This window comes from Actinomadura miaoliensis, assembly GCF_039536785.1.
Classification (GTDB): Bacteria; Actinomycetota; Actinomycetes; order Streptosporangiales; family Streptosporangiaceae; genus Spirillospora; species Spirillospora miaoliensis.
In genome coordinates this window covers 134,114-154,275 of record NZ_BAAAZG010000039.1, presented here as the reverse complement: position 1 = coordinate 154,275, position 20,162 = coordinate 134,114, and the positions used below count along the sequence as shown (strand labels likewise).

At 74.5% G+C, this 20,162-nt stretch carries 18 protein-coding genes; 9 read left to right on the top strand and 9 right to left on the bottom strand.

Translation table 11 applies throughout. The features are described from left to right. The 3 genes from ABD811_RS26175 to ABD811_RS26165 all read right to left on the bottom strand — a co-directional run. Positions 1-1,044, bottom strand: a 1,044-nt coding sequence (locus tag ABD811_RS26175) for a serine/threonine-protein kinase (protein WP_344952766.1), incomplete at its 3' end; no start/stop codon positions are given. 85 nt (positions 1,045-1,129) lie between these two features. Continuing rightward, positions 1,130-2,092, bottom strand: a complete 963-nt coding sequence (locus ABD811_RS26170) for a quinone oxidoreductase family protein (protein WP_344952764.1) — start codon at positions 2,090-2,092, stop codon at positions 1,130-1,132. 78 nt (positions 2,093-2,170) lie between these two features. Continuing rightward, positions 2,171-2,884, bottom strand: coding sequence for a TetR family transcriptional regulator (locus ABD811_RS26165; protein ID WP_344952762.1), 714 nt, complete (start codon positions 2,882-2,884; stop codon positions 2,171-2,173). A 279-nt stretch (positions 2,885-3,163) separates the two neighbouring features. Between ABD811_RS26165 and ABD811_RS26160 the strand changes: the two genes are divergently transcribed. The 3 genes from ABD811_RS26160 (at position 3,164) to ABD811_RS26150 (ending at position 7,492) form a co-directional block, all read left to right on the top strand. Then, positions 3,164-3,454: a hypothetical protein gene (locus ABD811_RS26160; RefSeq protein ID WP_344952760.1), complete on the top strand. Its 291-nt coding sequence runs from the start codon at positions 3,164-3,166 to the stop codon at positions 3,452-3,454. 162 nt (positions 3,455-3,616) lie between these two features. Then, the gene (locus ABD811_RS26155) at positions 3,617-3,892 is read left to right on the top strand and encodes a DUF6504 family protein (protein ID WP_344952759.1); all 276 of its coding nucleotides are present in this window, start codon (positions 3,617-3,619) and stop codon (positions 3,890-3,892) included. Between the two features lie 12 nt (positions 3,893-3,904). Next, a complete protein-coding gene (locus ABD811_RS26150; RefSeq protein ID WP_344952757.1) occupies positions 3,905-7,492 on the top strand; it encodes a DNA polymerase III subunit alpha in 3,588 nt (1,195 codons plus the stop codon). Between the two features lie 100 nt (positions 7,493-7,592). Here ABD811_RS26150 and ABD811_RS26145 read toward each other — a convergent pair whose 3' ends face one another. The 4 genes from ABD811_RS26145 to ABD811_RS26130 all read right to left on the bottom strand — a co-directional run bounded on the left by ABD811_RS26145 (position 7,593) and on the right by ABD811_RS26130 (position 10,734). Further along, positions 7,593-8,270, bottom strand: a complete 678-nt coding sequence (locus ABD811_RS26145; RefSeq protein WP_344952755.1) for a DUF4328 domain-containing protein — start codon at positions 8,268-8,270, stop codon at positions 7,593-7,595. Positions 8,271-8,367: 97 nt separating this feature from the next. Beyond that, positions 8,368-8,655, bottom strand: coding sequence for a hypothetical protein (locus ABD811_RS26140; RefSeq protein ID WP_344952753.1), 288 nt, complete (start codon positions 8,653-8,655; stop codon positions 8,368-8,370). Positions 8,656-8,797: 142 nt separating this feature from the next. Continuing rightward, the gene (locus tag ABD811_RS26135; RefSeq protein ID WP_344952751.1) at positions 8,798-9,445 is read right to left on the bottom strand and encodes a response regulator; all 648 of its coding nucleotides are present in this window, start codon (positions 9,443-9,445) and stop codon (positions 8,798-8,800) included. Next, on the bottom strand, positions 9,442-10,734 hold the full coding sequence (locus tag ABD811_RS26130) for a sensor histidine kinase (protein WP_344952749.1): 1,293 nt from the start codon (positions 10,732-10,734) through the stop codon (positions 9,442-9,444). Before ABD811_RS26130 ends, ABD811_RS26135 begins: the two co-directional genes overlap by 4 nt. Positions 10,735-10,854: 120 nt before the next feature. Between ABD811_RS26130 and ABD811_RS26125 the strand changes: the two genes are divergently transcribed. The 6 genes from ABD811_RS26125 (at position 10,855) to ABD811_RS26100 (ending at position 15,932) form a co-directional block, all read left to right on the top strand. Further along, positions 10,855-11,028 (top strand): hypothetical protein, encoded by a 174-nt coding sequence (locus ABD811_RS26125; RefSeq protein ID WP_344952748.1) that lies wholly within the window; start codon positions 10,855-10,857, stop codon positions 11,026-11,028. Beyond that, positions 11,025-11,702, top strand: a complete 678-nt coding sequence (locus ABD811_RS26120; protein WP_344952746.1) for an ABC transporter ATP-binding protein — start codon at positions 11,025-11,027, stop codon at positions 11,700-11,702. The genes ABD811_RS26125 and ABD811_RS26120 overlap by 4 nt, the downstream gene beginning before the upstream one ends. After that, positions 11,702-13,735 carry an FtsX-like permease family protein gene (locus ABD811_RS26115; protein ID WP_344952744.1) on the top strand — a complete coding sequence of 678 codons (2,034 nt, stop codon included), beginning with the start codon at positions 11,702-11,704 and terminating at the stop codon, positions 13,733-13,735. Before ABD811_RS26120 ends, ABD811_RS26115 begins: the two co-directional genes overlap by 1 nt. A 54-nt stretch (positions 13,736-13,789) precedes the next feature. Continuing rightward, positions 13,790-14,614 carry a maleylpyruvate isomerase family mycothiol-dependent enzyme gene (locus ABD811_RS26110; protein ID WP_344952742.1) on the top strand — a complete coding sequence of 275 codons (825 nt, stop codon included), beginning with the start codon at positions 13,790-13,792 and terminating at the stop codon, positions 14,612-14,614. A 186-nt stretch (positions 14,615-14,800) separates the two neighbouring features. Then, a complete protein-coding gene (locus ABD811_RS26105) occupies positions 14,801-15,040 on the top strand; it encodes a hypothetical protein (RefSeq protein ID WP_344952740.1) in 240 nt (79 codons plus the stop codon). Between the two features lie 82 nt (positions 15,041-15,122). Next, on the top strand, positions 15,123-15,932 hold the full coding sequence (locus tag ABD811_RS26100) for a methyltransferase domain-containing protein (RefSeq protein ID WP_344952738.1): 810 nt from the start codon (positions 15,123-15,125) through the stop codon (positions 15,930-15,932). 5 nt (positions 15,933-15,937) lie between these two features. On the opposite strand, the gene ABD811_RS26095 is transcribed toward ABD811_RS26100, so the two are convergent. Both ABD811_RS26095 and ABD811_RS26090 read right to left on the bottom strand, forming a co-directional pair. Further along, positions 15,938-18,286, bottom strand: coding sequence for a hypothetical protein (locus ABD811_RS26095; RefSeq protein WP_344952736.1), 2,349 nt, complete (start codon positions 18,284-18,286; stop codon positions 15,938-15,940). 119 nt (positions 18,287-18,405) lie between these two features. Continuing rightward, positions 18,406-20,067 carry an acetolactate synthase large subunit gene (locus ABD811_RS26090; protein WP_344952734.1) on the bottom strand — a complete coding sequence of 554 codons (1,662 nt, stop codon included), beginning with the start codon at positions 20,065-20,067 and terminating at the stop codon, positions 18,406-18,408. Positions 20,068-20,162 lie beyond the last annotated feature (95 nt).

The window sequence follows — 20,162 nt, the reverse complement described above, 5'->3', positions numbered from 1 at the left end:
GCGGTCGAGCAGGCCGGTGCGCGGCGCGGCGGCGGGCGGCGCGGGCGGCGGCGGGCGCTGCGGGGACGCGTGCGGCTGGGACGGGGCGTCCTCGCGGGTGTCCTCGCCGCCGGGCCGGGCCGGCGACGCCGTCGCGGGATCCGGGCCGGGCCCGGCGTGCCAGCTCGCCTGGACGGTCTCGGCCAGCCGCGCCGGGTCGGGCTGGGCGTGGCCGACCAGGCGGCCGAGCAGCTCCCCGACCGACGGGCGGTTGTTCGGGTCCTTGTCGAGGGTGGCGGTCACCAGCTCGCGCAGCGCGGGGTCGAGCCCGTCCAGCCGCGGCGCCTCGTGCGCGACCCGGTAGAAGATCTCCGGGACGGTGTTGCCCGCGAACGGGGCGCGTCCGGTGCCCGCGAACGCCACCACGCAGCCCCAGGAGAACACGTCCGAGGCGGCCGTGACCGGCTCGCCGCGCAGCAGCTCGGGCGCCAGGTAGTTGGGCGTGCCGACGAACTGCCCGGTGCGGGTCGGGCCCTCGGCCGCGTCCAGCGCGCGGGCGATGCCGAAGTCGATCACACGCGGGCCGGTCGCCGACAGCAGCACGTTCGCGGGCTTGAGGTCGCGGTGCACGATGCCCGCGCCGTGGATGGCGGCCAGCGCGGTCGCCACCCCGACCGCCAGGCCCTCCAGGTCGGAGCCGGGCAGCGGCCCGCGCTCGGCCACCGCCCGCTCCAGGCTGGGACCGTCGATGTACTCGGTGACGACGTACAGCGGGTCGCGGTCCAGCTCGGCGTCCAGCACCGGCGCGGTGCAGAAGCGGCGCACCTGGCGGGCGGCGGTCACCTCGCGCCGGAACCGCTCGCGGAACGCCGTCTCGCTGGCGAGCTCGCGGTTGATCACCTTGACGGCGACATGGCGGCCGGGGCCGGACGCCGAGGAGTCCTCGCCGAGGAAGACGGTTCCCATACCGCCCCGGCCGAGCCGGGCGAGCAGCCGGTACGGGCCGAGCTCCCGGGGGTCGTCGGGCTGCAGGGAATCGGCGTTCTCTCCCGCGTGCGTGGTCATCGTGGTCCTGGGGGGTCGAGGTGAACTGGCGGAATCCCACCCTAGTGGGACCCGCCCCCGCGATGCGGGCACACGGACGCCTCGCTCAGGGCAGCAGGAGGAGCTTGCCCGTGGTGCGGCGTCCCTCCAGATCCTCGTGGGCGCGGCGGGCGTCGGCCAGGTCGTAGCGCTGCCCGACGTGCAGGCGCAGCTCGCCCTTGGCGATCCAGCCGTAGACGGCCGAGGCGCGTTCCAGCAGCTCCTCCCGGGTGAGGGTGTAGTGCGCCAGGGTCGGCCGGGTCAGGAACAGCGAGCCGGCGGGGTTGAGGCGCTGCGGGTCGAACGGCGGGACCTTGCCGCTGGCCGCCCCGTACAGCGCCAGCGTCCCGCGCGGGCGCAGGCTCTCCAGGCTGCCGTCGAACGTGGCGGCGCCCACACCGTCGTACACCACGGCGACGCCCTCGCCGCCGGTCAGGCGCCGCACCTCGGACGCGAAACCGTCGTAGCCCACGATCTCGTCGGCGCCGGCCTCGCGCGCCAGCCGCTCCTTCTCCGGCGTGGACACCGTGCCGATCACGCGGGCGCCGCGCAGCTTGGCGATCTGCGTGAGCAGCAGCCCCATGCCGCCCGCGGCCGCGTGCACCAGCACCGTGTCGCCCGGCCGCACCGCGTAGGTGGAGTGCGTCAGGTAGTGCGCCGTCATGCCCTGCAGCAGGGACGCCGCCGCGTCCTCCAGGCTCAGGTCGTCGGGCACCGGGACGGTCTGGTCGGCGGGGACCACGGCGCGCTGGGCGTAGGAGCCGAGGACGCCCTGCCAGGCCACGCGGTCGCCGGGGGCGACGCCGGTCACGCCCTCACCGACCGCGGCGACCGTGCCCGCGCCCTCCTGACCCGGGACGAACGGGGTCGCCTGCTTGTAGGCGCCCGTCCGGAAGTACACGTCGATGTAGTTGACGCCGCTGGCCGCCAGGTCGATCAGCACCTCGCCGGGGCCCGGCACGGGGTCCTCCCGTTCGGCGGGCTCCAGCACCTCCGGGCCGCCGTTGCGGTTGACGACGATCGCGCGCATGTCGTTGTCCTCTCCAGTCACCTGTGTGTGTCCCCAACACGGCGGGACTTGGGGATCATCCCCGCCCGGTGCGGTGCGTCAGATCCAGCCGCGCAGGTCGTCGTGGGCGACCGCGACGATCTCGTCCACGCGCGCCGCGACGGCGGCCGGGTCCCACAGCTCCTGCCGGGCGCACTGGTCGAACGCCACGCGCGTCGCCCCGGTGAAGAAGGCGACCAGCAGGCGGGGACGGATGTCGCGGGCCGGATCCACGCCCTGGCGGCGGGCGATCGCGGCGGCGAGGGTCTCCTCGGTGGCGGTGAACCGCGCCATCTGCGCCGCGGCGAGGGCGGGGGTCGCCTCCACGACCCGCAGGACCCGGCGGAACCGCGCCGCGTCGGCGGGATCGCCTTCGGCGATGGCGCGCAGCAGGCCGCGCAGCGCCTCGAACAGCGCGGTGAACGGCCGCTCACGGGCGGGACGGGCCGCCAGCTCCTCCACCAGGAGGCGGTCGTACTCGGTCACGTAGCCGAAGATCACGTCCTCCTTGGCGGCGAAGTAGCGGAAGAACGTGCGCTGCGACACCTGCACCGCCGCCGCGATCTCGTCGATGGTCGTCTCCTCGTACCCCTGGGCGAGGAACAGGTCGAGCGCGGCGTCGATCAGGGCCATGCGCGTGCGCTGCTTCTTGCGCTCGCGCAGGCCCGCGTGCGCCGGGGCGCTGTGCGGCGCCGCCGTCTCCGGCGGCGGGGTGCCGGGACGCTGCGTGCTGCTGCCTGTGACGTCGCCGCCGGCGGGGTCGGCTGCGGCCATCGGCGGGCTCCTTCGGACCGATCTGTCGTGTTGTCAGCGGTCTATCACGGGCCGCGTCCACCGGGATCCGCCGGGCGGGGTCCTCCGGGCGGGCGGTCACCCGCCGTAAGGATGAGGTGGCTTTCTGTTCCGTACCGTCGGCGCTGAGGCGGGGGAGGAAAAAGTTGACCGAACTTCCCGGTTCTCCGGTGCTGATCTCCGTCGCCGGACATCCTGGGAGTAGTTACCGAAGGTCGCCGTCCGGGCGCTCAGCGTCGCCGTACGGCGGTCACTCTTACGGTGAGGCGGCTGATCGCGGTGTCCGTTGTCGACGCGCAGAAGATCGCCGAGGTGCGGCGGCATCACCTCGCGGCACTGGCGTACGAGGTCGAGGCGCGCGGGCTGCGCTGGCGGCTGGCCGCGCCCGAGGAGTCGGTGCTGTGCGTGCTGAACCCGGTGTCCCGGCAGCGCGCCATGGTCGTGGCCACGCCCGTCGGAGACGGCTGGTCCTATCTGTGGACGGGCGGCGGCATCGCCCCCGTGAGCCAGGTCGCCGAGGTCGCCGACCAGCTGGTGCGCCTGCTGGTCTGACGTTCTGACCTGCGCTTTCATGCGGGCGGCCGGGTGGCGGCCGCCCGCTTTCGCCTTGCCGGACGGTCCCCGGCTTCCCTAGACTTGTCACGAACAAGTGTTCGAACAAGCCGCATGCCTTCCCCCGTGCGGTCATCGCTTTTCTACAGGCGGGGGAGGGGAATGACGCGGGTATTCGGCGACCCGGTCGAGGTCTGGGTGTCCGACGGGCGCCCGGTCCGGTTCGTCTGGCGGGGACGGCTCTACACCGTACGGCGGATCCTGGAGCACTGGGTCACGACGCGGGACTGGTGGCGCGAGCAGCAGCCGGAGGCGGAGGTGACCGGCGAACGGGAGTTCTGGCGGGTCGAGGCGACCCCGGACCGGGAGATCGGCGTGTACGAGCTGCGCTACGACGCGGCCGCCGGCGACTGGATGCTGTCCCGGGTGTGGGACTGAAGGCGGCGCGCCGTGCACCTGCATGTCGCCTCCGCCTACTCCCTCCGGTACGGGACGGCCCCGCCGCGGGCGCTGGCCGCGCGCGCGGCCGGTCTGGGCATGCGCACCCTGGCCCTGACCGACCGCGACGGCCTGTACGGCGCGGTCAAGCACGTGCTGGCCTGCCGGGACGCGGGCGTCAGGCCGGTGCTCGGCGTCGACCTCGCCGTCACCGCCCCGGAGGGCCGGGCGTCCGGCGCGCGGCCCGCGCCGGACACCCGGCGCCCGCGCCGTCCCGCCGAGCCCGCGCACCGGGTCGTCGTGCTGGCCGACGGGCGTCGCGGCTGGGCGTCGCTGTGCCGCCTGGTCAGCGCCGCCCACGCCCGCGGCGAGCGCACCAGACCGGTCGCCACCCGGGAGATGGTCGGCGAGCACGCCGACGGGCTGGTCGTGCTGCTCGGCCCCGCCTCCGACGTGGGACAGGCCGTCGCCGAACGCGACCACGACCTGGCCGCGGCCCGGCTGGCGGCCTGGCGCGCCACGGCCGAGACGGTCATCGAGATCGTCGACCACCAGGGGCCCGGCGACGGGTTCCGCGCCGCGCGGATGCTCGCCCTGGCCCGGGAGGCCGGGGTCCCGGCGGTGCTCGGCAACGCCGTCCGCTACCTGGACAAGGCCGACCATCCCGTCGCGCAGGTGCTGGACGCGGCGCGGCGGCTCGTCCCGCTGCACCGCCGCCACCTCGACGACACCACCGGCCAGTCCTACCTCAAGCCTATCCCGGAGATGCGGCGCGTCGCCGAGCTGGCCTGCGGCGCGGGCGCCGCCGACGAGCTGATGGCCGCCACGCTGCGGCTCGGCGAACGCTGCGCCCTGGACTCGCCCGCCGACCTCGGCATGGGCGCCCTGCACCTGCCCGACGTCGACGGCGACGCCCACGCGATGCTGGTCGCCCGGTGCCATGACGGCCTGGCCCGCCGCGGCCTGGAGCACTCCGCGCGGGCCGCCGCCCGGCTGGCCGACGAGCTCGGGGTCATCGCCCGCAAGGGCCTGGCCGCCTACTTCCTCACCGTCGCCGACGCCGCCGCCCTCATCCGCGGCCGCGGCATCCGCTGCGCCATCCGCGGCTCGGGCGCCGGCAGCCTGGTCAACTACCTGCTGGGCATCGGCGACCTGGACCCGCTGCGGCACGACCTGCTGATGGAGCGGTTCCTGGCCGACAGCCGCCCCGGCCTGCCCGACATCGACCTGGACGTGGAGTCGGCGCGGCGCCTGGAGGCCTACGAGGCGCTGTTCGACCGGTTCGGCCGCGACAACGTGGCGTGCGTGTCGATGATGGAGACCTACCGGGCCCGCAGCGCCATCCGCGACGTGGGCAACGCGGTCGGCCTGCCCCCGCAGGAGATCGACGCCATCGCCAAGGCGTTCCCGCACATCCGCGCCCGCCAGATCCGCGCCGCCCTGAACGACCTGCCCGAACTGCGCCAGAGCAACCTGTCCCAGGGGCGCCTGGAGGTGCTGTTCCGGATCGCCGAACGGCTCGACGGGCTGCCCCGGCACATCGCCATGCACCCCTGCGGCGTCCTGCTGTCGAACGGCACGCTGCGCGACCGCAGCCCCATCGAGACCAGCATGCTCGGCTTCCCCATGAGCCAGTTCGACAAGGAGGACGTCGAGGAGATGGGGATGCTCAAGCTCGACGTCATCGGGGTGCGCATGCAGTCGGCGATGGCCCACGCGGTCGCCGAGATCGCCCGCGTGGAGGGCGCCGAGATCGACCTGGAGGCCGTGCCGCGCGACGACCCCGCCACCTACGAGCTGATCCGCACCTCCCGCACGCTCGGCTGCTTCCAGATCGAGTCGCCGGGCCAGCGCGAGCTGCTCGGCAAGCTGCAGCCGCGGGACCTGGACGACCTGGTCATCGACATCTCGCTGTTCCGGCCCGGCCCGGTCAACTCCGACATGGTCACGCCGTTCCTGGAGGCCCGGCACGGCCGCCGCGCCCCGTCCTACCCGCACCCCGACCTGGCCGGCGCGCTGCGCGAGAGCCAGGGCGTGGTGGTGTTCCACGAGCAGGTGCTGCGCGTGCTGGACGTCATGACCGGGTGCGGCCTGTCGGAGGCCGAGGCGGTACGGCGCGCGCTCGGCGACGAGGAGGGGCAGCGCGAGGCGGCGGTGTGGTTCCGCGCGGCCGCCCTGGCCCGCGGCTACGACGAGACGACCGTCGAACGGGTCTGGCGGACGCTCACCGCGTTCGGCGCGTTCGGCTTCTGCAAGGCGCACGCCGCCTCGTTCGCCCTGCCCACCTACCAGTCGGCCTGGCTGAAACGCCACCACACGGCCGCGTTCTACGCCGGGGTGCTCACCCACGACCCCGGCATGTATCCCAAGCGCGCCATCCTCGACGACGCCCGCCACTTCGGCGTCCCGATCCTGCCGCTGGACGTCAACCGCTCGGCCGCCGACTGGCACGTCGAACCGGTCTCCCAGGGCGGCCGGCACGACGGCTACGGAATCCGCGTCGCGTTGAGCGAGGTCAGGGGGATCAGCGCGGCCGAGGTGTCGCGCATCGTCGAACGCCGCCCCTACGACTCCCTCGCAGACTTCTGGCGCCGCGCCAAGGTGTCCCGGCCCACCGCCGAACGGCTCGTCCTCGCCGGGGCCTTCGACGCCCTCTACGACCTGCGCCCGCCCGTCGCCGCGCCCGCGCCCGCGCCCGCGGCCGCCGTCAACGGAAGCGGCGGCGGGAGGGCGTCGGCCGTCGCCGGCGCGGCCGTGTTCATGCCGGCCGGTGACCGCGCGCTGGGCGGGCCCGCCCCGGCCGGGCGGCGCCCCGCCGCGTTGAACCGGCGGGACCTGCTGTGCCGCGTCGGGGCGCTGGACCGGGCGACGTCGCGTCCCCCCGACGGGCTGATCGAGGGGCAGCTGCCGCTCGGCCACGACCGGACCGAGGGCGGGCTCGGCGTCGTCGAGCACATCCCGGTGGGGCAGCTGCCGGACATGACGCCCGCCGAGGTGGTCGAGGCCGAGCTGGACATCCTCGGCATGGACGTGAGCCGGCACGTGCTGAGCTTCTACGACGAGATGCTGCACGGGCTGGGCGTCGTCCGCTCCCGCGAGCTGGCCGCCCGCCCGCACGGCGACGACGTGCTGGTCGCCGGCGTCAAGGTGGCCACGCAGACGCCCGCCGTGCGGTCCGGCCAGCGGATCATCTTCGCCACGCTCGACGACGCCACCGGCCCCGTCGACCTCACCTTCTTCGAGTCCGTGCAGGACCGCTGCGCCGCGATCGTGTTCAGCTCGTGGCTGCTGGTGGTGCGCGGCCGCGTCCGCCGGGCCCCCGGCGGCCGGCAACCGGCGTCGCTGACCGCCTACGCCTGCTGGGACCTGGTCGGCCTGTTCGAGGCGTGGCAGCGCGGCGGCCCCGCCGCCGTCCACGAGGCCATGGCCCGCGAGGGACGGGACGTCGCCTCCTCGCGCTCGGTCGGCCGCCGCATCGTCTACGCCAACGGCTTCGCCCTGTCCCCGTACGCCGACATCGGCCACGCGGGCGGCGACGTCAAACGTCCCCCCGCCCGCCTCTGGCACGCCAGCGGCGGCAGCTCCGGCCCCACGCTCTGACCAGGGGGACGGCGTCTTTCCCGGGGGGGTCGACCCCCCTTCAACCCCCCGCGGCTGACCGGCATCCCTTCACTCCGCTGCGCTCCGTTACGGGTGCCGGTCAGCTGGCTTCCAACTGCAGCCGGGTGATGTGGAAGACGGTGGCCATGCAGAGGGCGGCGGCGAGGGCCTGGCAGGCGGCCGCGGCGACGCCGACGTGCACGTAGAAGCGCGCCTCGGCCAGCGTGTGGACGCTGCCGCCGGAGAAGACGCGGGCCAGCCCGACGCCGAACAGCACCAACGCCCACCAGGCCGTCACCACCAGGGCGACGGAGTGCCGTTCGGCGGGCCGCATGCGGCGGCTGCCCGTCCACACGTCGTACACGACCCGGGGCGGCAGCCACAGGTTGACCACGGGGGTGACCCAGCCGAACAGCACCCAGGCGCGGCGGTACCGGTGCGGGCCCGCCGACTGCCGGTGCGCCCGCCACAGCCAGGCCAGGTACAGCAGGCCGGTGATCCCGGCCAGGACCGCGCAGACGACGAACACGTCGGTGTAGGGCGCCAGCGCCCGTCCGGTGGCGGCGGGGTCGTAGGTGTCGTGCGTGGCGATCCGCAGCGGATCCTCCAGCCGCACCAGGCTCAGCCCGCAGCCGAGAGCGACGAACGCGTTGAAGCCGAGCAGCATGAACACGGCCATGCCGATCGCGCGGAAGTCGCGGCGCCGGGCCCAGGCGCCGCAGGCCGGGCACCGGGGGACCTCCGTCGGGATGATGTCGCCGCACAGCGCACACGGCATGATCCACCTCCGTGGACTTTGCGCTCTCCTGGACGGATACTACGAAGGTTTGACAAACGCCGCCCGGTGAAGGTTCACCGCATCCGTGCCCGGCCGGTCACGGCGGCAGGACCAGTGCGGTCCCGGCGAGCGCGGTGACCAGGGTGAGGGCGAGCCAGGCGGCCAGGCGGGGCAGGGCGCCCTGGTGGGTGAGCCGTTCGGGCCGCAGCCCGGTGACCGCGGCCAGGGCCCACCACTGCGCGGCGGCCGCCACGGTGACGTGCAGGGCGCCGAAGCCGGCCATCGAAGCGCCCAGCACCAGGCCCGGCAGGGTCAGGCCGTGCGCCAGCAGCGCGGCGCGGCGGGCCGTGCCCGACAGGCCGCGGCGCAGGCCCACGGCGATCACGGCCCACCCGGCGGCGGTGGCCAGCCACAGCGCCAGGACGACGTCCGGTACGCCGTTCAGCGACTCCGGTCCCAGCGTCGTTTCCTTCCTCTGCCGTCTCGTCGTGTGCCGTGCCGTCGTGTGCCGTGCCGTCGTGCGACCCTCAGCGCATCAGGCCGGACTCCCAGGCCCAGACGGCGATCTCGGTGCGGTTGCGGGCGTCCAGCTTGCGCTGGACGCTGCTCAGGTGGGTCTTCACCGTCGACAGCGACACGAACAGCTCCCGGGCGATCTCGTCGTTGGTGCGGCCGCGCGCCACCAGGCGGACGACGTCCAGTTCGCGTTCGGTGAGGCCGTCGCGGACGGGACGCGGCTCGGCGGGCGGGACGGCCAGGTGCTCCAGCAGCCGGACGGTGACCGACGGCGACACCAGCGCCTCCCCGTTGGCGGCGGCCCGGACGGCCTCCACCAGCAGGGCGGGGCCGCTGTCCTTCAGCAGGAACCCGACCGCGCCGCCGCGCAGCGCCCCGTAGACGTACTCGTCCATGTCGAACGTCGTGACGATCACCACGCGCAGCGGTTCGGCGACGTCCGGTCCGGCCAGCAGGCGGGTCGCCGCCAGCCCGTCCATCCTGGGCATCCGGATGTCGAACAGGCACACGTCGGGCCGCAGCCGCCGGGCCTGCGCCACGGCCGCCGCGCCGTCGGCCGCCTCGCCCACCACCTGCATGTCGGGCTGCGAATCGATGATCATCCGGAATCCGGTCCGGACCATCTCCTGGTCGTCGGCGATCAGTACACGGATGGTCACGCGCTCGATTCTCGCAGCACCCGGGCGTCCGGAAGGACCGCCACCAGTTCCCAGCCGCCCTCCGGGCGGCGTCCGGCGCGCATCCGGCCGCCCAGCGTCTCGACGCGTTCGGACAGGCCGACCAGCCCGAACCCGCTGGACGGCAGGCGCCGTCCGCGCCCCTGACCGTTGTCGCGCACGCTGACCTCGATGCCGTCCGGCACCCGGACGACCCCGACGCTGACCTCCGTCGCGTCCGCCGCGTGCTTGCGGGTGTTGGTCAGCGCCTCCTGGACGATGCGGTGCACCGACGTGGCGATCTCGGGCGGCAGGTCGCCCAGCCCGGGGTCGACGCTGAGCGCGGCGGGCAGGTCGGTGAACCCCGCGACCAGCTCCTCCACCTGGGTCAGGTCGGCGATGGGGCGGGTGGCCGAGCCGCCGCGGCCCGGCCGTCCGGCGGCTGGGTGGTCGCGGGTGAACGAGTCGCCCGCGCCCGCCGCCGCCGACGCGCCGTCCGCGTCCGGCGCCGCGGGGCCGGTGTGCTGGGCGTCCCGCAGCAGGCCCACCATGCGGCGCATCGACGTCAGCGCCTCGGTCCCGGCCTTCTCGATCCCGGCGAAGGTGGCGTCGAGCTGCCCGGGGGTCTGCGCCGCCCCCGACTGCGCCGCGAACCGGGCGGCCTGCGCCTGCACGACGATCCCGGTGATGTGATGGGCGACGAAGTCGTGCAGGTCGCGGGCGAGTTCGAGGCGTTCGTCACGGCGCGCGTCCAGTACCGCCCGGGCCCGCCGGGCGTCCAGCGCCCGCAGGTACAGCCCGGCGCCGATGGCGACGGACACCAGCACGGCCATCGGCGCGGTCGACACCAGCAGGGCGATCGGCGTGGGCAGCGACGCCAGCTTCAGCACCGACACCCGGGCGATGACCGTCGCGGCCATCAGCGCGGTCGCCAGGACGAGCCGGTCGCGCCGGGTGCGCCACACCACCCGGACCGTGAGCACCAGCAGCGCGAAGGCCTCCACGAGCAGGCTCGGCTGGTGGACGCCATCGGGATGGGTGGCCAGCAGCGCGGTGGTCGCCGCCGACAGGCTCACCGCGATCACCGTCCAGCCGACGGTGAACCGGGTGGGCAGCGTCGCGAACATGACGACGGCGGCGACGGCGATCGTCCACAGGTCCAGCAGGGGATAGGACGGGTGGGTGGAGAACAGGCAGAGCAGCAGGAAGAACCCGGCCATGCTCCCTGCCATGACGCGGGCCAGGCAGCCGCCGACCCAGTGCACGCGCTCCAGCACCGACCTTTCCCTCATGGGCACGCAGGTTACGACCTCGGTGGTACGGACGGATCGACCATTCGGCCGATGCCGCCCCGTACAGGACCGAACCGGCGTCCGATGTGACGAACGGCTCCCTTCTCGCACGCTGGAGGCATGAACGCGATGACCTTCATCTACCTGCCGGTGGCGGCGTCGTTCGGGGCCTTCGTCGTCTACGGCGGCATCGTCATGCCCGCCCGCGAGATCGCCGACTCGGTCCGCCACCGCCGCCGCCAGACCCGGCCGCAGGACGCCGGCGTCGTCCGGGACGGCAGGGCCGTGGCGTGAACGAACCGGTCCTCGTCGGGGACGGCCTGGTCAAACGCTTCGGCCCCACGGTCGCGCTGGACGGCGTCGGCCTGGCGGTCGGCCGGGCCGAGACGGTGGCGATCATGGGGCCGAGCGGCTCGGGCAAGTCCACCCTTCTGCACTGCCTCGCCGGGATCATGAAGCCGGACGCGGGGCAGGTGCGGCTGCTCGGGCAGCGCGTCGACACGCTCGGGGAGCGGCGCCGCAGCGAGCTGCGCCGCACCCGGTTCGGGTTCGTGTTCCAGTTCGGGCAGCTGCTGCCGGAGCTGCCCGCCGTGGAGAACGTGGCGCTGCCGCTCATGCTCGGCGGCACGCCCCGGCGGGAGGCGGTGACCGCGTCCCGCGCCTGGTTCGGCCCGCTCGGCCTGGCCGGGATGGAGGGCCGCCGCCCGGGTGAGCTGTCCGGCGGGCAGGCGCAGCGGGTGGCGATCGCCCGCGCCCTGGTGACGCGCCCCGCCGTCGTGTTCGCCGACGAGCCGACGGGGGCGCTCGACCAGCGCACCGGGTACGAGACGATGCGGCTGCTGGTGGAGGCCACCCGGCAGAACGACGCCTCGCTCGTCCTGGTCACCCACGACCCGAACGTGGCGCGCTGGTGCGACCGCACCGTGGAGGTCCGCGACGGCCGCCTGCTGACCGCCGGAGCGGTGTGATGCCGGCGACTTTGGGACTCGCCTGGCGGCTGCTGCGCGGCGGCGGCCGCCGGGGCATGCTCGGCGCCCTGCTCACCCTCGCCGCCGTGGCCGTGTCGACCGGGCTGCTGCTGTTCGCCGTCGGCGCCAACCACGCCTTCGCGCAACGCGCCGACGCCGACGCCTGGCGGCACCCCGCCGAGACGTCCGCGCAGAAGGCGACGGCCGTGCAGGCGCTGTCCACCGACTATGTCCGCGACCGGCCCGTCACCATCGTCGACCTGGCCGCGCTGAACGACCGCGCGCCCGTGCCGCCCGGCATGCGGCGCTTCCCGCGTCCCGGCGAGGTGTGGGCGTCCCCGGCGCTGGCCGACCTGATGAGACGGATGCCGCCCGACCAGCTCGCCGCCCGGTTCCCGGGACGGACGCCGTCCGGCGTCCTCGGCCGGGACGCGCTCGTCCACCCGGACGAACTGGTCGCCGTGGTCGGACGCGCCCCCGGCGACCCCGCGATGACCGCCGACCGCGGCGACCGGTTCGGCAGGGAGACCGTCGCGTCGCCGAAGCGCGTCGACCGTTACGCCTCCGGGGCGGTGTCGACGGTGCCGCAGGTGTACCAGGTGCTCGTCGCCATCGCGTCGGTGCTGATGGTCGTGCCGCTGCTGGTGTTCGGCGGCGCCGCCGCCCGCCTCACCGTCGCGCGCCGCGACCAGCGGCTGGCCGCGCTGCGCCTGGTCGGCGCCACCCCCGGGCAGGTCGTCGCCGTCACCGTCGCCGAGGCGGTGCTGACGGCGCTGGCCGGGGCCGTCGCCGGGACCCTGCTGTACGCCGCGTCCGTCCCCGCGCTGACCCGGCTCACGATCGGCGGCGGAGACTGGTTCGCCGGTGACCTGTGGCCGGACGCGGCGTGGCTGGGCGCGGTGCTGGCGGCGGTGCCCGTGCTCGTCGGGATCAGCGCCGTCGTGGGACTGCGCCGCGTGGTGGTCAGCCCGCTCGGCGTCGCCCGGCGCGAGACCCCGCCGGCGCTGCGGGCGGTGCGCGGCCTGCTGCTCGTCGTGGTGCTCGTCGGGTTCGGCGCGGTGAGCGGCAGCCTCACCGGCATGGGCCGCGTCGGGCTGGTCGTGCTGCTGGTGTTCGTGACGCTGGCCTTCCTCGCGATCAACCTGGTGGGGCCGTGGGTGGTGGCGCTGATCGGCCGCCTCACCGTCGCGACCGCCCGCCGCCCCGCCCGGCTGCTGGCGGGACGGCGCCTGGTCGACGATCCCCGCGCCACCTGGCGCACCGTCGCCGGGGTCGCGCTGACCGGCTTCATCGCGGGCTTCCTGTGCCTGCTCAACCCGTCGCAGGCCGACCTGGCCGAAGGACCGCCGAACCGGCTGGAACTGGTCGTCCCGCAGGCACGGTCGGCGGCCGTGGCCGCGCAGGTGCGCGACCGGCTCGCCGGGACGTCCGCGCAGGTCACCATGCGGAGCGCCGAGCTGCCCGGGAACGACGGGCCGTCCGGGAACGACGGGCCGGCGGGGAGCGCCGCGCCGTCCCGCATCGACGTCGTGGCCGCCACGGTGCCCGGCGGCGCGGCCGCCGTCGACCGCGCCCGCACCGCGCTGACCGGCGTGGTGCCCGGAAGGCCCGCCACCACTCCGGCCGACGACGCGCCCGCCCGCCACCTGCTGGCCGACCTGCGCACCGGAGCGCTGGTCGTGCTGACGGTGTCGTTCCTCATCGCGATGACCAGCGCCGGGATCACCGGGGCGTCCGCCGTGCTGGACCGCCGCCAGACCTACGCCATGCTGCGCCTGGCGGGCACGCCCCTGCCGGTGCTGGACCGGGCGCGCCGCCAGGAGACGCTCATCCCGCTCGTCGTCATGGGCGGCGGCTCCCTGCTGACCGGCATGTTCTTCGCGCTGCCGTTCGCGGCGGGCGTCGGGACCGCCGGTGCGCTGACGCTGCTGGCGTTCGTGGCGCTCGGCTTCGCCGGGATCTTCGGCGCGAGCGCGCTGAGCCGTCCCCTGCTGCGCTCGGTCACCACCGACCCGGCACCTCGCCCCGACTGACACGGCCGGAAATGCGCGTGCGTCGCCGGTGCCGCACCCGAAAGACTCGGACGCGTGACCGACTTCTCCTGGCTGGGACGGCCCATCGACGCACGGCACCTGTTCGCGCCCGAACGGCGTGCCCTCCTGACCCTGCTGCGGGATCTGGACCCGGCCGGCTGGGCACGCGAGGCCGTGCCCGGCTGGACGGTCAAGGACGTCGCCGCGCACCTGCTCGGCGACGACTACGGCCGCCTGGCGCACGACCGCGACGGCCACGCGGATCCCGGCACCGCGCCGCAGCCCGGCGAGCGGTTCGAGGCGTTCATCCACCGGATCAACCAGCAGTGGGTGGACGCCGCCGGCCGGCTCAGCACCCGCTCCCTCGTCGAGACGCTGGAGATGACCGGACGGCAGATCGCCGACCTGTGGCAGCGGTCTGACCCCCACGGATCGAGCCGGGCGGTGAGCTGGGCCGGAGCCGACCCGGCCCCGCTGTGGCTGGACTGCGCCCGCGACTACACCGAGTACTGGACGCACCGGCAGCAGATCCGGCTGGCGGTGGGCCTGGAGGACGAGCGTCCGCCCGAGCCGCTGCTCGACACCTTCATGCGGGCGCTGCCGCACACGCTGCGGGACGTCGCGGCGGACGAGGGCACGCAGGTCCAGGTGCGCGTCGACGGCCTGGGCGCGTGGACGGCGACCGCCACCGCCGGGGGCTGGTCGCTGGCCCCGCCGCCGTCGGCCGCGCCCGCCGCCGTCGTCCATCTGGACCCGGTCACCGCGTGGCGGCTGTGCGTGCGGATGGTCCAGCCCGACGTGGCCGTGGCGCGTGCCCGGATGGAGGGCGACACGCGGCTCGGCGCCGCCGCCTGCCGCATCCTGTCCATCATCCGCTGACGGGGCGTCCACGGCTCGAACGTGCGTTCGGGAAATGTCGGCGGCGGTCGGTAGGTTCAGGTGTGTCAGCCGGGTGAGCAGGGAATACACGTCGAACCTCTGGGCTTGCGACGTACGTATGCACCTGTGACGCCCATTGGCGCGTGGCTTGCTCGACCCTCCGGGCAGCAGGAAGGGGAAGTGGCAGTGAGCGAACCGGCCCGCACGTTCCATCTCACCCACCCGTGGCTGTACGGCCCCGCCGAACGAACCCTGATCGAGCCCTGGCTGACCTCGCTGTCCGGCCTGGTGCTCAACGCCTACGACGAGGTGGAGGAGCCCGTCGTCGTCCCGGTGCCGAGCGAGCCCGAGACCGTGCGGGTGCTCGTCCCGACGCGCCTGCTCCGTCCCGAGGAGTACGCACTGGTGGAGCCCGTGGCCGCCTGACGACATCTCAAATACCAAGACACATTTCTCATAATGTGAGCAAGCGGTCTAGGGTGGGGCCTCCGACGACGCAGGAGGCTCCATGTCCGCACGAGGCACCTACACGCATGGACACCACCAGACCGTGCTGAGCTCCCACCGGTGGCGCACGGTCGAGAACTCGGCCGCCTACCTGGTGGAGCACCTTCGTCCCGGATCCCGCGTGCTGGACGTGGGCTGCGGCCCCGGCACCATCACCGTCGGCATGGCCGAGCTGGTGGCGCCCGGCCACGTCACCGGGCTGGACGCCGCCGAGCAGGTACTGCGGGACGCCGCCCGGTTCGCCGAGGAACGCCGGGCCGGCAACGTGACCTTCGTGACCGGCGACGTCTACGCGCTCGACTTCCCCGACGACACGTTCGACGTCGTCCACGCCCACCAGGTGCTGCAGCACCTCGACGACCCGGTGCGCGCGCTGCGCGAGATGCGGCGGGTGTGCCGGCCCGGCGGCGTCGTGGCCGCCCGCGACGCCGACTTCGGCACCATGGCCTGGTACCCCGAGCCGCCCGGCATGGACGCCTGGCTGCCCGTCTACTACAGGGTGGCGCGCGGCAACGGCGGCGAGCCGGACGCCGGGCGGCGCCTGGTGACCTGGGCCCGGCAGGCGGGCCTCACCGACATCACCGCCACCGCGTCCAGCTGGTGCTTCGCGACCCCCGAGGAACGCCGGTGGTGGAGCGAGTCGTGGGGCGGGCGCATGGTCCGCTCGTCGGTCGCCGACACCGCCGTCTCACACGGCCACGCCACCCGCGACGACCTGCGACGCGTCCACGAGGGCTGGCAGGAGTGGGCCGCCGCCGAGGACGGCTGGTTCGCCGTCACCCACGGCGAGATCGTCTGCCGCGCCGGCTGACCGGGTCATGCCGGGCGGCGGCGCGGCGTCATGACCCGCCCGATCGCCTTGCGGGCCACGGCGAACGCCGCCGACACCGCCGGATCGGGATGGTTCCTGCCCTTGCGCCAGTACCGCTGGGCGAGCCTGCGGTTGCCGGTCGAGGCGTAGACGCGGCCGAGATGCGCGTACGCGGACCCGACCATCTCGGGTGACGCGGCGTCGGAGGCGATGACCCGGTGCAGGGCGTCCTCGGCGTCCTCCGGCGGCTGGACCAGGCACCCGAGATGGAACGCCGCCTCCACCGCCACCGCCGGATCGTCCGACCCGAGCGCCACCTCGTAGGCGTCGACGGCGGCGCGCATGTCGAGGAACCGCCCGGCCAGCCCGCCGAGCACCAGCGCCGCGCGCGGCGCGTGCTCGGGATGGCCGATATCGATGACGCGCTGGAAGGCCCGCGCCGCCGACACCGCCGAGAACCGTTGCGAATGGACGACGCCGACCTCGTACCAGGCCCGCGACGCCACGTCCGCGTCACCGAGCTCGGCCGCCAGCTCCCACAGCGCCAGGGCCGACAGCCCGTCGCCGCAGATCTCGCTGTCGAGCACGCCGAGGTTGAAGGCGATCCGCGCCGCCTCGGCGCCGCCGCGCTGGACGTGGCCGAGGCACGCGTCGCGGACCCGCTCGACGAGATCGTCCCGTCCGGCCCGGCACAGGAACCGGGCCGCGGGGACGACGGCCTCGGCCACCCCTTCCTCGGTGACCTCGGCGGCGGACTCGGCCTCGAAGACCCCGACGCAGGAGTCCACGAACCGGTGCCGTTCGGCGGCGTCCTCGGCGAGCGCCGCCAGCTTGGTCGCCGCCAGCACGGCGTAGCGGGGCGCGCGCCCGGCGAGCGCGGCCAGGTAGGCCGGCACCGCCGCCTCCGGCTCGCCGGCGTGCTCGGCGATCAGCCCGGCGCAGTAGGCCGCCCACTCGCGCGTCGGGCTGGCGGCCTCGGCCATCAGATGCCGCATCAGCGGCTCGACGCCCGGTATCGCCCACGGCCCGCCCGGCCGCATCCCGTCCCCGATCGCCACGGCGATCAGGTGGGCGGCCTGGCGGGTCACCGGGTCGGCGCTGTTCAGCACCTCAGCGAACAGGCGGGCGGCATGGTCGTCGTCCCGGCGGGCGATCGCGAACTGCGCCTCCAGGACGTGCGCCTGCGCCACGTCCTGGGGCTGCAGCCCGACCGGATGCCGCCTGGCCTCGGCCAGCAGCGCGACGGCCGTCTCCTCGTCGCCCCGCGCCAGCCGCACCCGGGCCAGCTGCAGCTTCAGCCGGGGCGCGAACAGGTACTCGCGCTCGATCGCCTCGGTCAGCAGCCGCTCGGACTCGTCCAGCTCGCCCTTCATCACGAGCAGCACCGACAGCTCCACCACGGCGTCCGCCGTGTGGAACGGGGAGTCCCAGGCGATGATCCGTCTGAGCACGCGTTCCGCCTCGCCGGTCTCACCGGCGCGCCTGAGCAGCGCGACCAGCGCCAGCCCGTCGTAGGGCGCGCTCAGCGCGTCCCCCCACTCGAAGGCGATCCGCATGGCCTCGATGACGCCGGGCTCGTCGCCGAGACGTTCACGCAGCCCCGCCAGCTTGTGCGCGGCCCGCGCCGTCACCTCGCGGTGACCCGCGGCGACCGCCTTCTCCAGCAGGGCGCGGGCCTGGTCGGGGGCGTTGTCGCGGCACAGGTCGGCCAGCGCCAGCATCGCGCGCGGCGCGGTCGCGAAGTGGTCCTCGCGCAGGATCCGCTCCAGCGCGGCGCGCCCCGCCGGCACGTCGCCGTCCTCCAGGATCGCCTCGGCCAGGTACCAGCGGGCCACGGCCGCCGCGTCGGCGTCGTCGCCGCGGGCGGCCTGCCGCCAGGCCCGCCGCGCCAGCTCCGGGTCGCCGTGCCGGGCGAACCACGCCGCCTTGCCGATCGCCACCGCCTCCAGCGGCGTCACCTGCGCCAGCCGCTCGGCGCCCTCGTCCACCGTCGGCAGCGCGGGCAGCAGCACCCGGCCGACCTGGTCGGCGAGCGCGTACCGGCCCGGGCCGTCGGGGAGCAGCAACGCCGGTTCGGCGCACGCCTCGTCCAGCGCCTCGGCGAACTCCTCGCGCGTCAGCGCCGGATGCGGCCGCAGCGCGGACATGCGGCGCGCGGCCTGCGGATAGAGCCGGTCGGCCGGAACCGACGTGCCCGCCGCCTGCCACCAGTCGAACATCGCCATCACCGTGGCGTAGCAGGCGGGGCACTCGGTGAGGGCCGCGTCGAGCCGCCGCCTGAGCCTGCCCGCCAGTTCGAGCTCGTCCTCGTACTGCTGGAGCGGATCGCTCCACATGTCCCCGCCGGTTCCCATGGCAGCTCCTCGGAGAACGGACTGTAACCAGAGAGATGCTCTCCGCATCGACGCTACGCCGCGACGGGGTCTCGCGCGGCCAAACCGCGTGAATCGCACCCACCCGGTGCGGGGCGAGGTCAGAACGGGCCGGTGAGGTCGCCCAGCTTGTCGGTGAGCTGCAGGTTGTGGGAGTAGTCGACCGGGACGGTGACGACCGAGACCCCGTCGTCGCTCAGGGCCTTGCGCAGTGTCGGCAGCAGCTCGTCCGCCGACCCGACGCGGTAGCCCCGGGCGCCGAAGCTCTCGGCGTAGGCGACGAAGTCGGGATTGCGGAACCGGATGTGGGAGCTGGCCCCCAGCTCCAGGTCCATCTTCCACTCGATCAGCCCGTACGCCTCGTCCTCCCAGATCAGCACGGTGATCGGGACGTTCTCGCGGACGGCGGTCTCCAGCTCCTGGGAGTTCATCAGGAACGCGCCGTCGCCTGTGGCGGCCAGCACCCGGCGGTCGGGGTGGGCCAGCTTGGCGGCGATCGCGCCCGGCACGGAGAAGCCCATGGACGACAGGCCGTTGGAGACCAGCAGGGTGTTCGGCTCGTAGGTGGGGTAGAGGCGCGCCATCCACATCTTCACGGCGCCGGTGTCGGCCAGCACGATGTCGTGGCGGCCCATGGCCGCGCGGATGTCGGCGACGACGCGGCGCGGCGACAGCGGGAAGCCGTCCTCGGCGCGGCCCTGCTCCAGTTCGGCGTGCAGCAGCTCGCGGATCTTGCGGCCGGTGCCGTTGACGTCGAACCGCCGGTGCACCGCGTCGGCGAGGGCGCGCAGCGAGCGCGAGATGTCGCCCTGGATGCCGACCTCGACGGCGTAGTGGTCGTCCACCTCGGCGGGGAACCCGTGAATGTGGATGATCTTCTTGTCGCCGTTCGGATTGATCTTCACCGGGTCGAACTCCTGCAGTTCGTATCCCACGGCGATGATCACGTCCGCCTCGTCGAATCCATGGTTCACGTAGTCGTGGCGCATGAACCCGAAGGCGCCCAGAGCGTTGGGGTGGTCGTCGGGGAAGACGCCCTTGCCGTTGAACGTGGTGGCCACCGGCAGGCCGAGCGTCTCGGCGAAGTGCACGAGGGCCTGGCTCGCCCGGTAGCGGGTGGCGCCGTGCCCGGCCAGGACGATCGGCCGCCGCGCCATCGCCAGCACGTCGGCGGCGCGGGCGATCTGCGCCGGTGACGCGTCCTGGGGGCGCACCACGTTCACCGGCAGCGGACCCAGGTCGGAGGGCACCTTGGCGGCCTCCACGTCCTCGGGGATCGCCAGGTAGACGGCGCCGGGCCGCTCGGTCTGCGCGGTCTTGAACGCCTTGCGCACCATCTCCGGCAGGGCCTGCGCGGTCGGCGCCAGCTCGGCCCACTTGGTGATGGGACGGAACAGCGACACCAGGTCGACGATCTGGTGCGACTCCTTGTAGATGCGATCCAGGCCGACCTGCGCGGAGATCGCCACCAGGGGCGTGCTGTTGGTGGTCGCGTCGGCCACGCCGAGCTGCAGGTTGATGGCGCCGGGGCCGAGGGTGGCCGAGGCGACGCCCGCGCGTCCGGTCAGCCGCCCGTAGATCTCCGCCATGAACGCCGCGCCCTGCTCGTGGCGCACCAGCACGTAGCGGATCGGGGAATCCCTCAGGGCGTCGATGAAGTGGATGTTCTCCTCGCCCGGGATCCCGAAGACGTACTCGACGCCCTCGGCCTCCAGGGTGCGGACCAGCAATCGGGCTGCGTCGGCCTCGGCCTGCGCGGACATGGTGAAACCCTTCCCGGTGGGGCTGCGTCACTCACCCGCTGCAGCACCCCGGCGGACCCACGCATTCCGCCCCCACCTATGACCTCGACGACAGC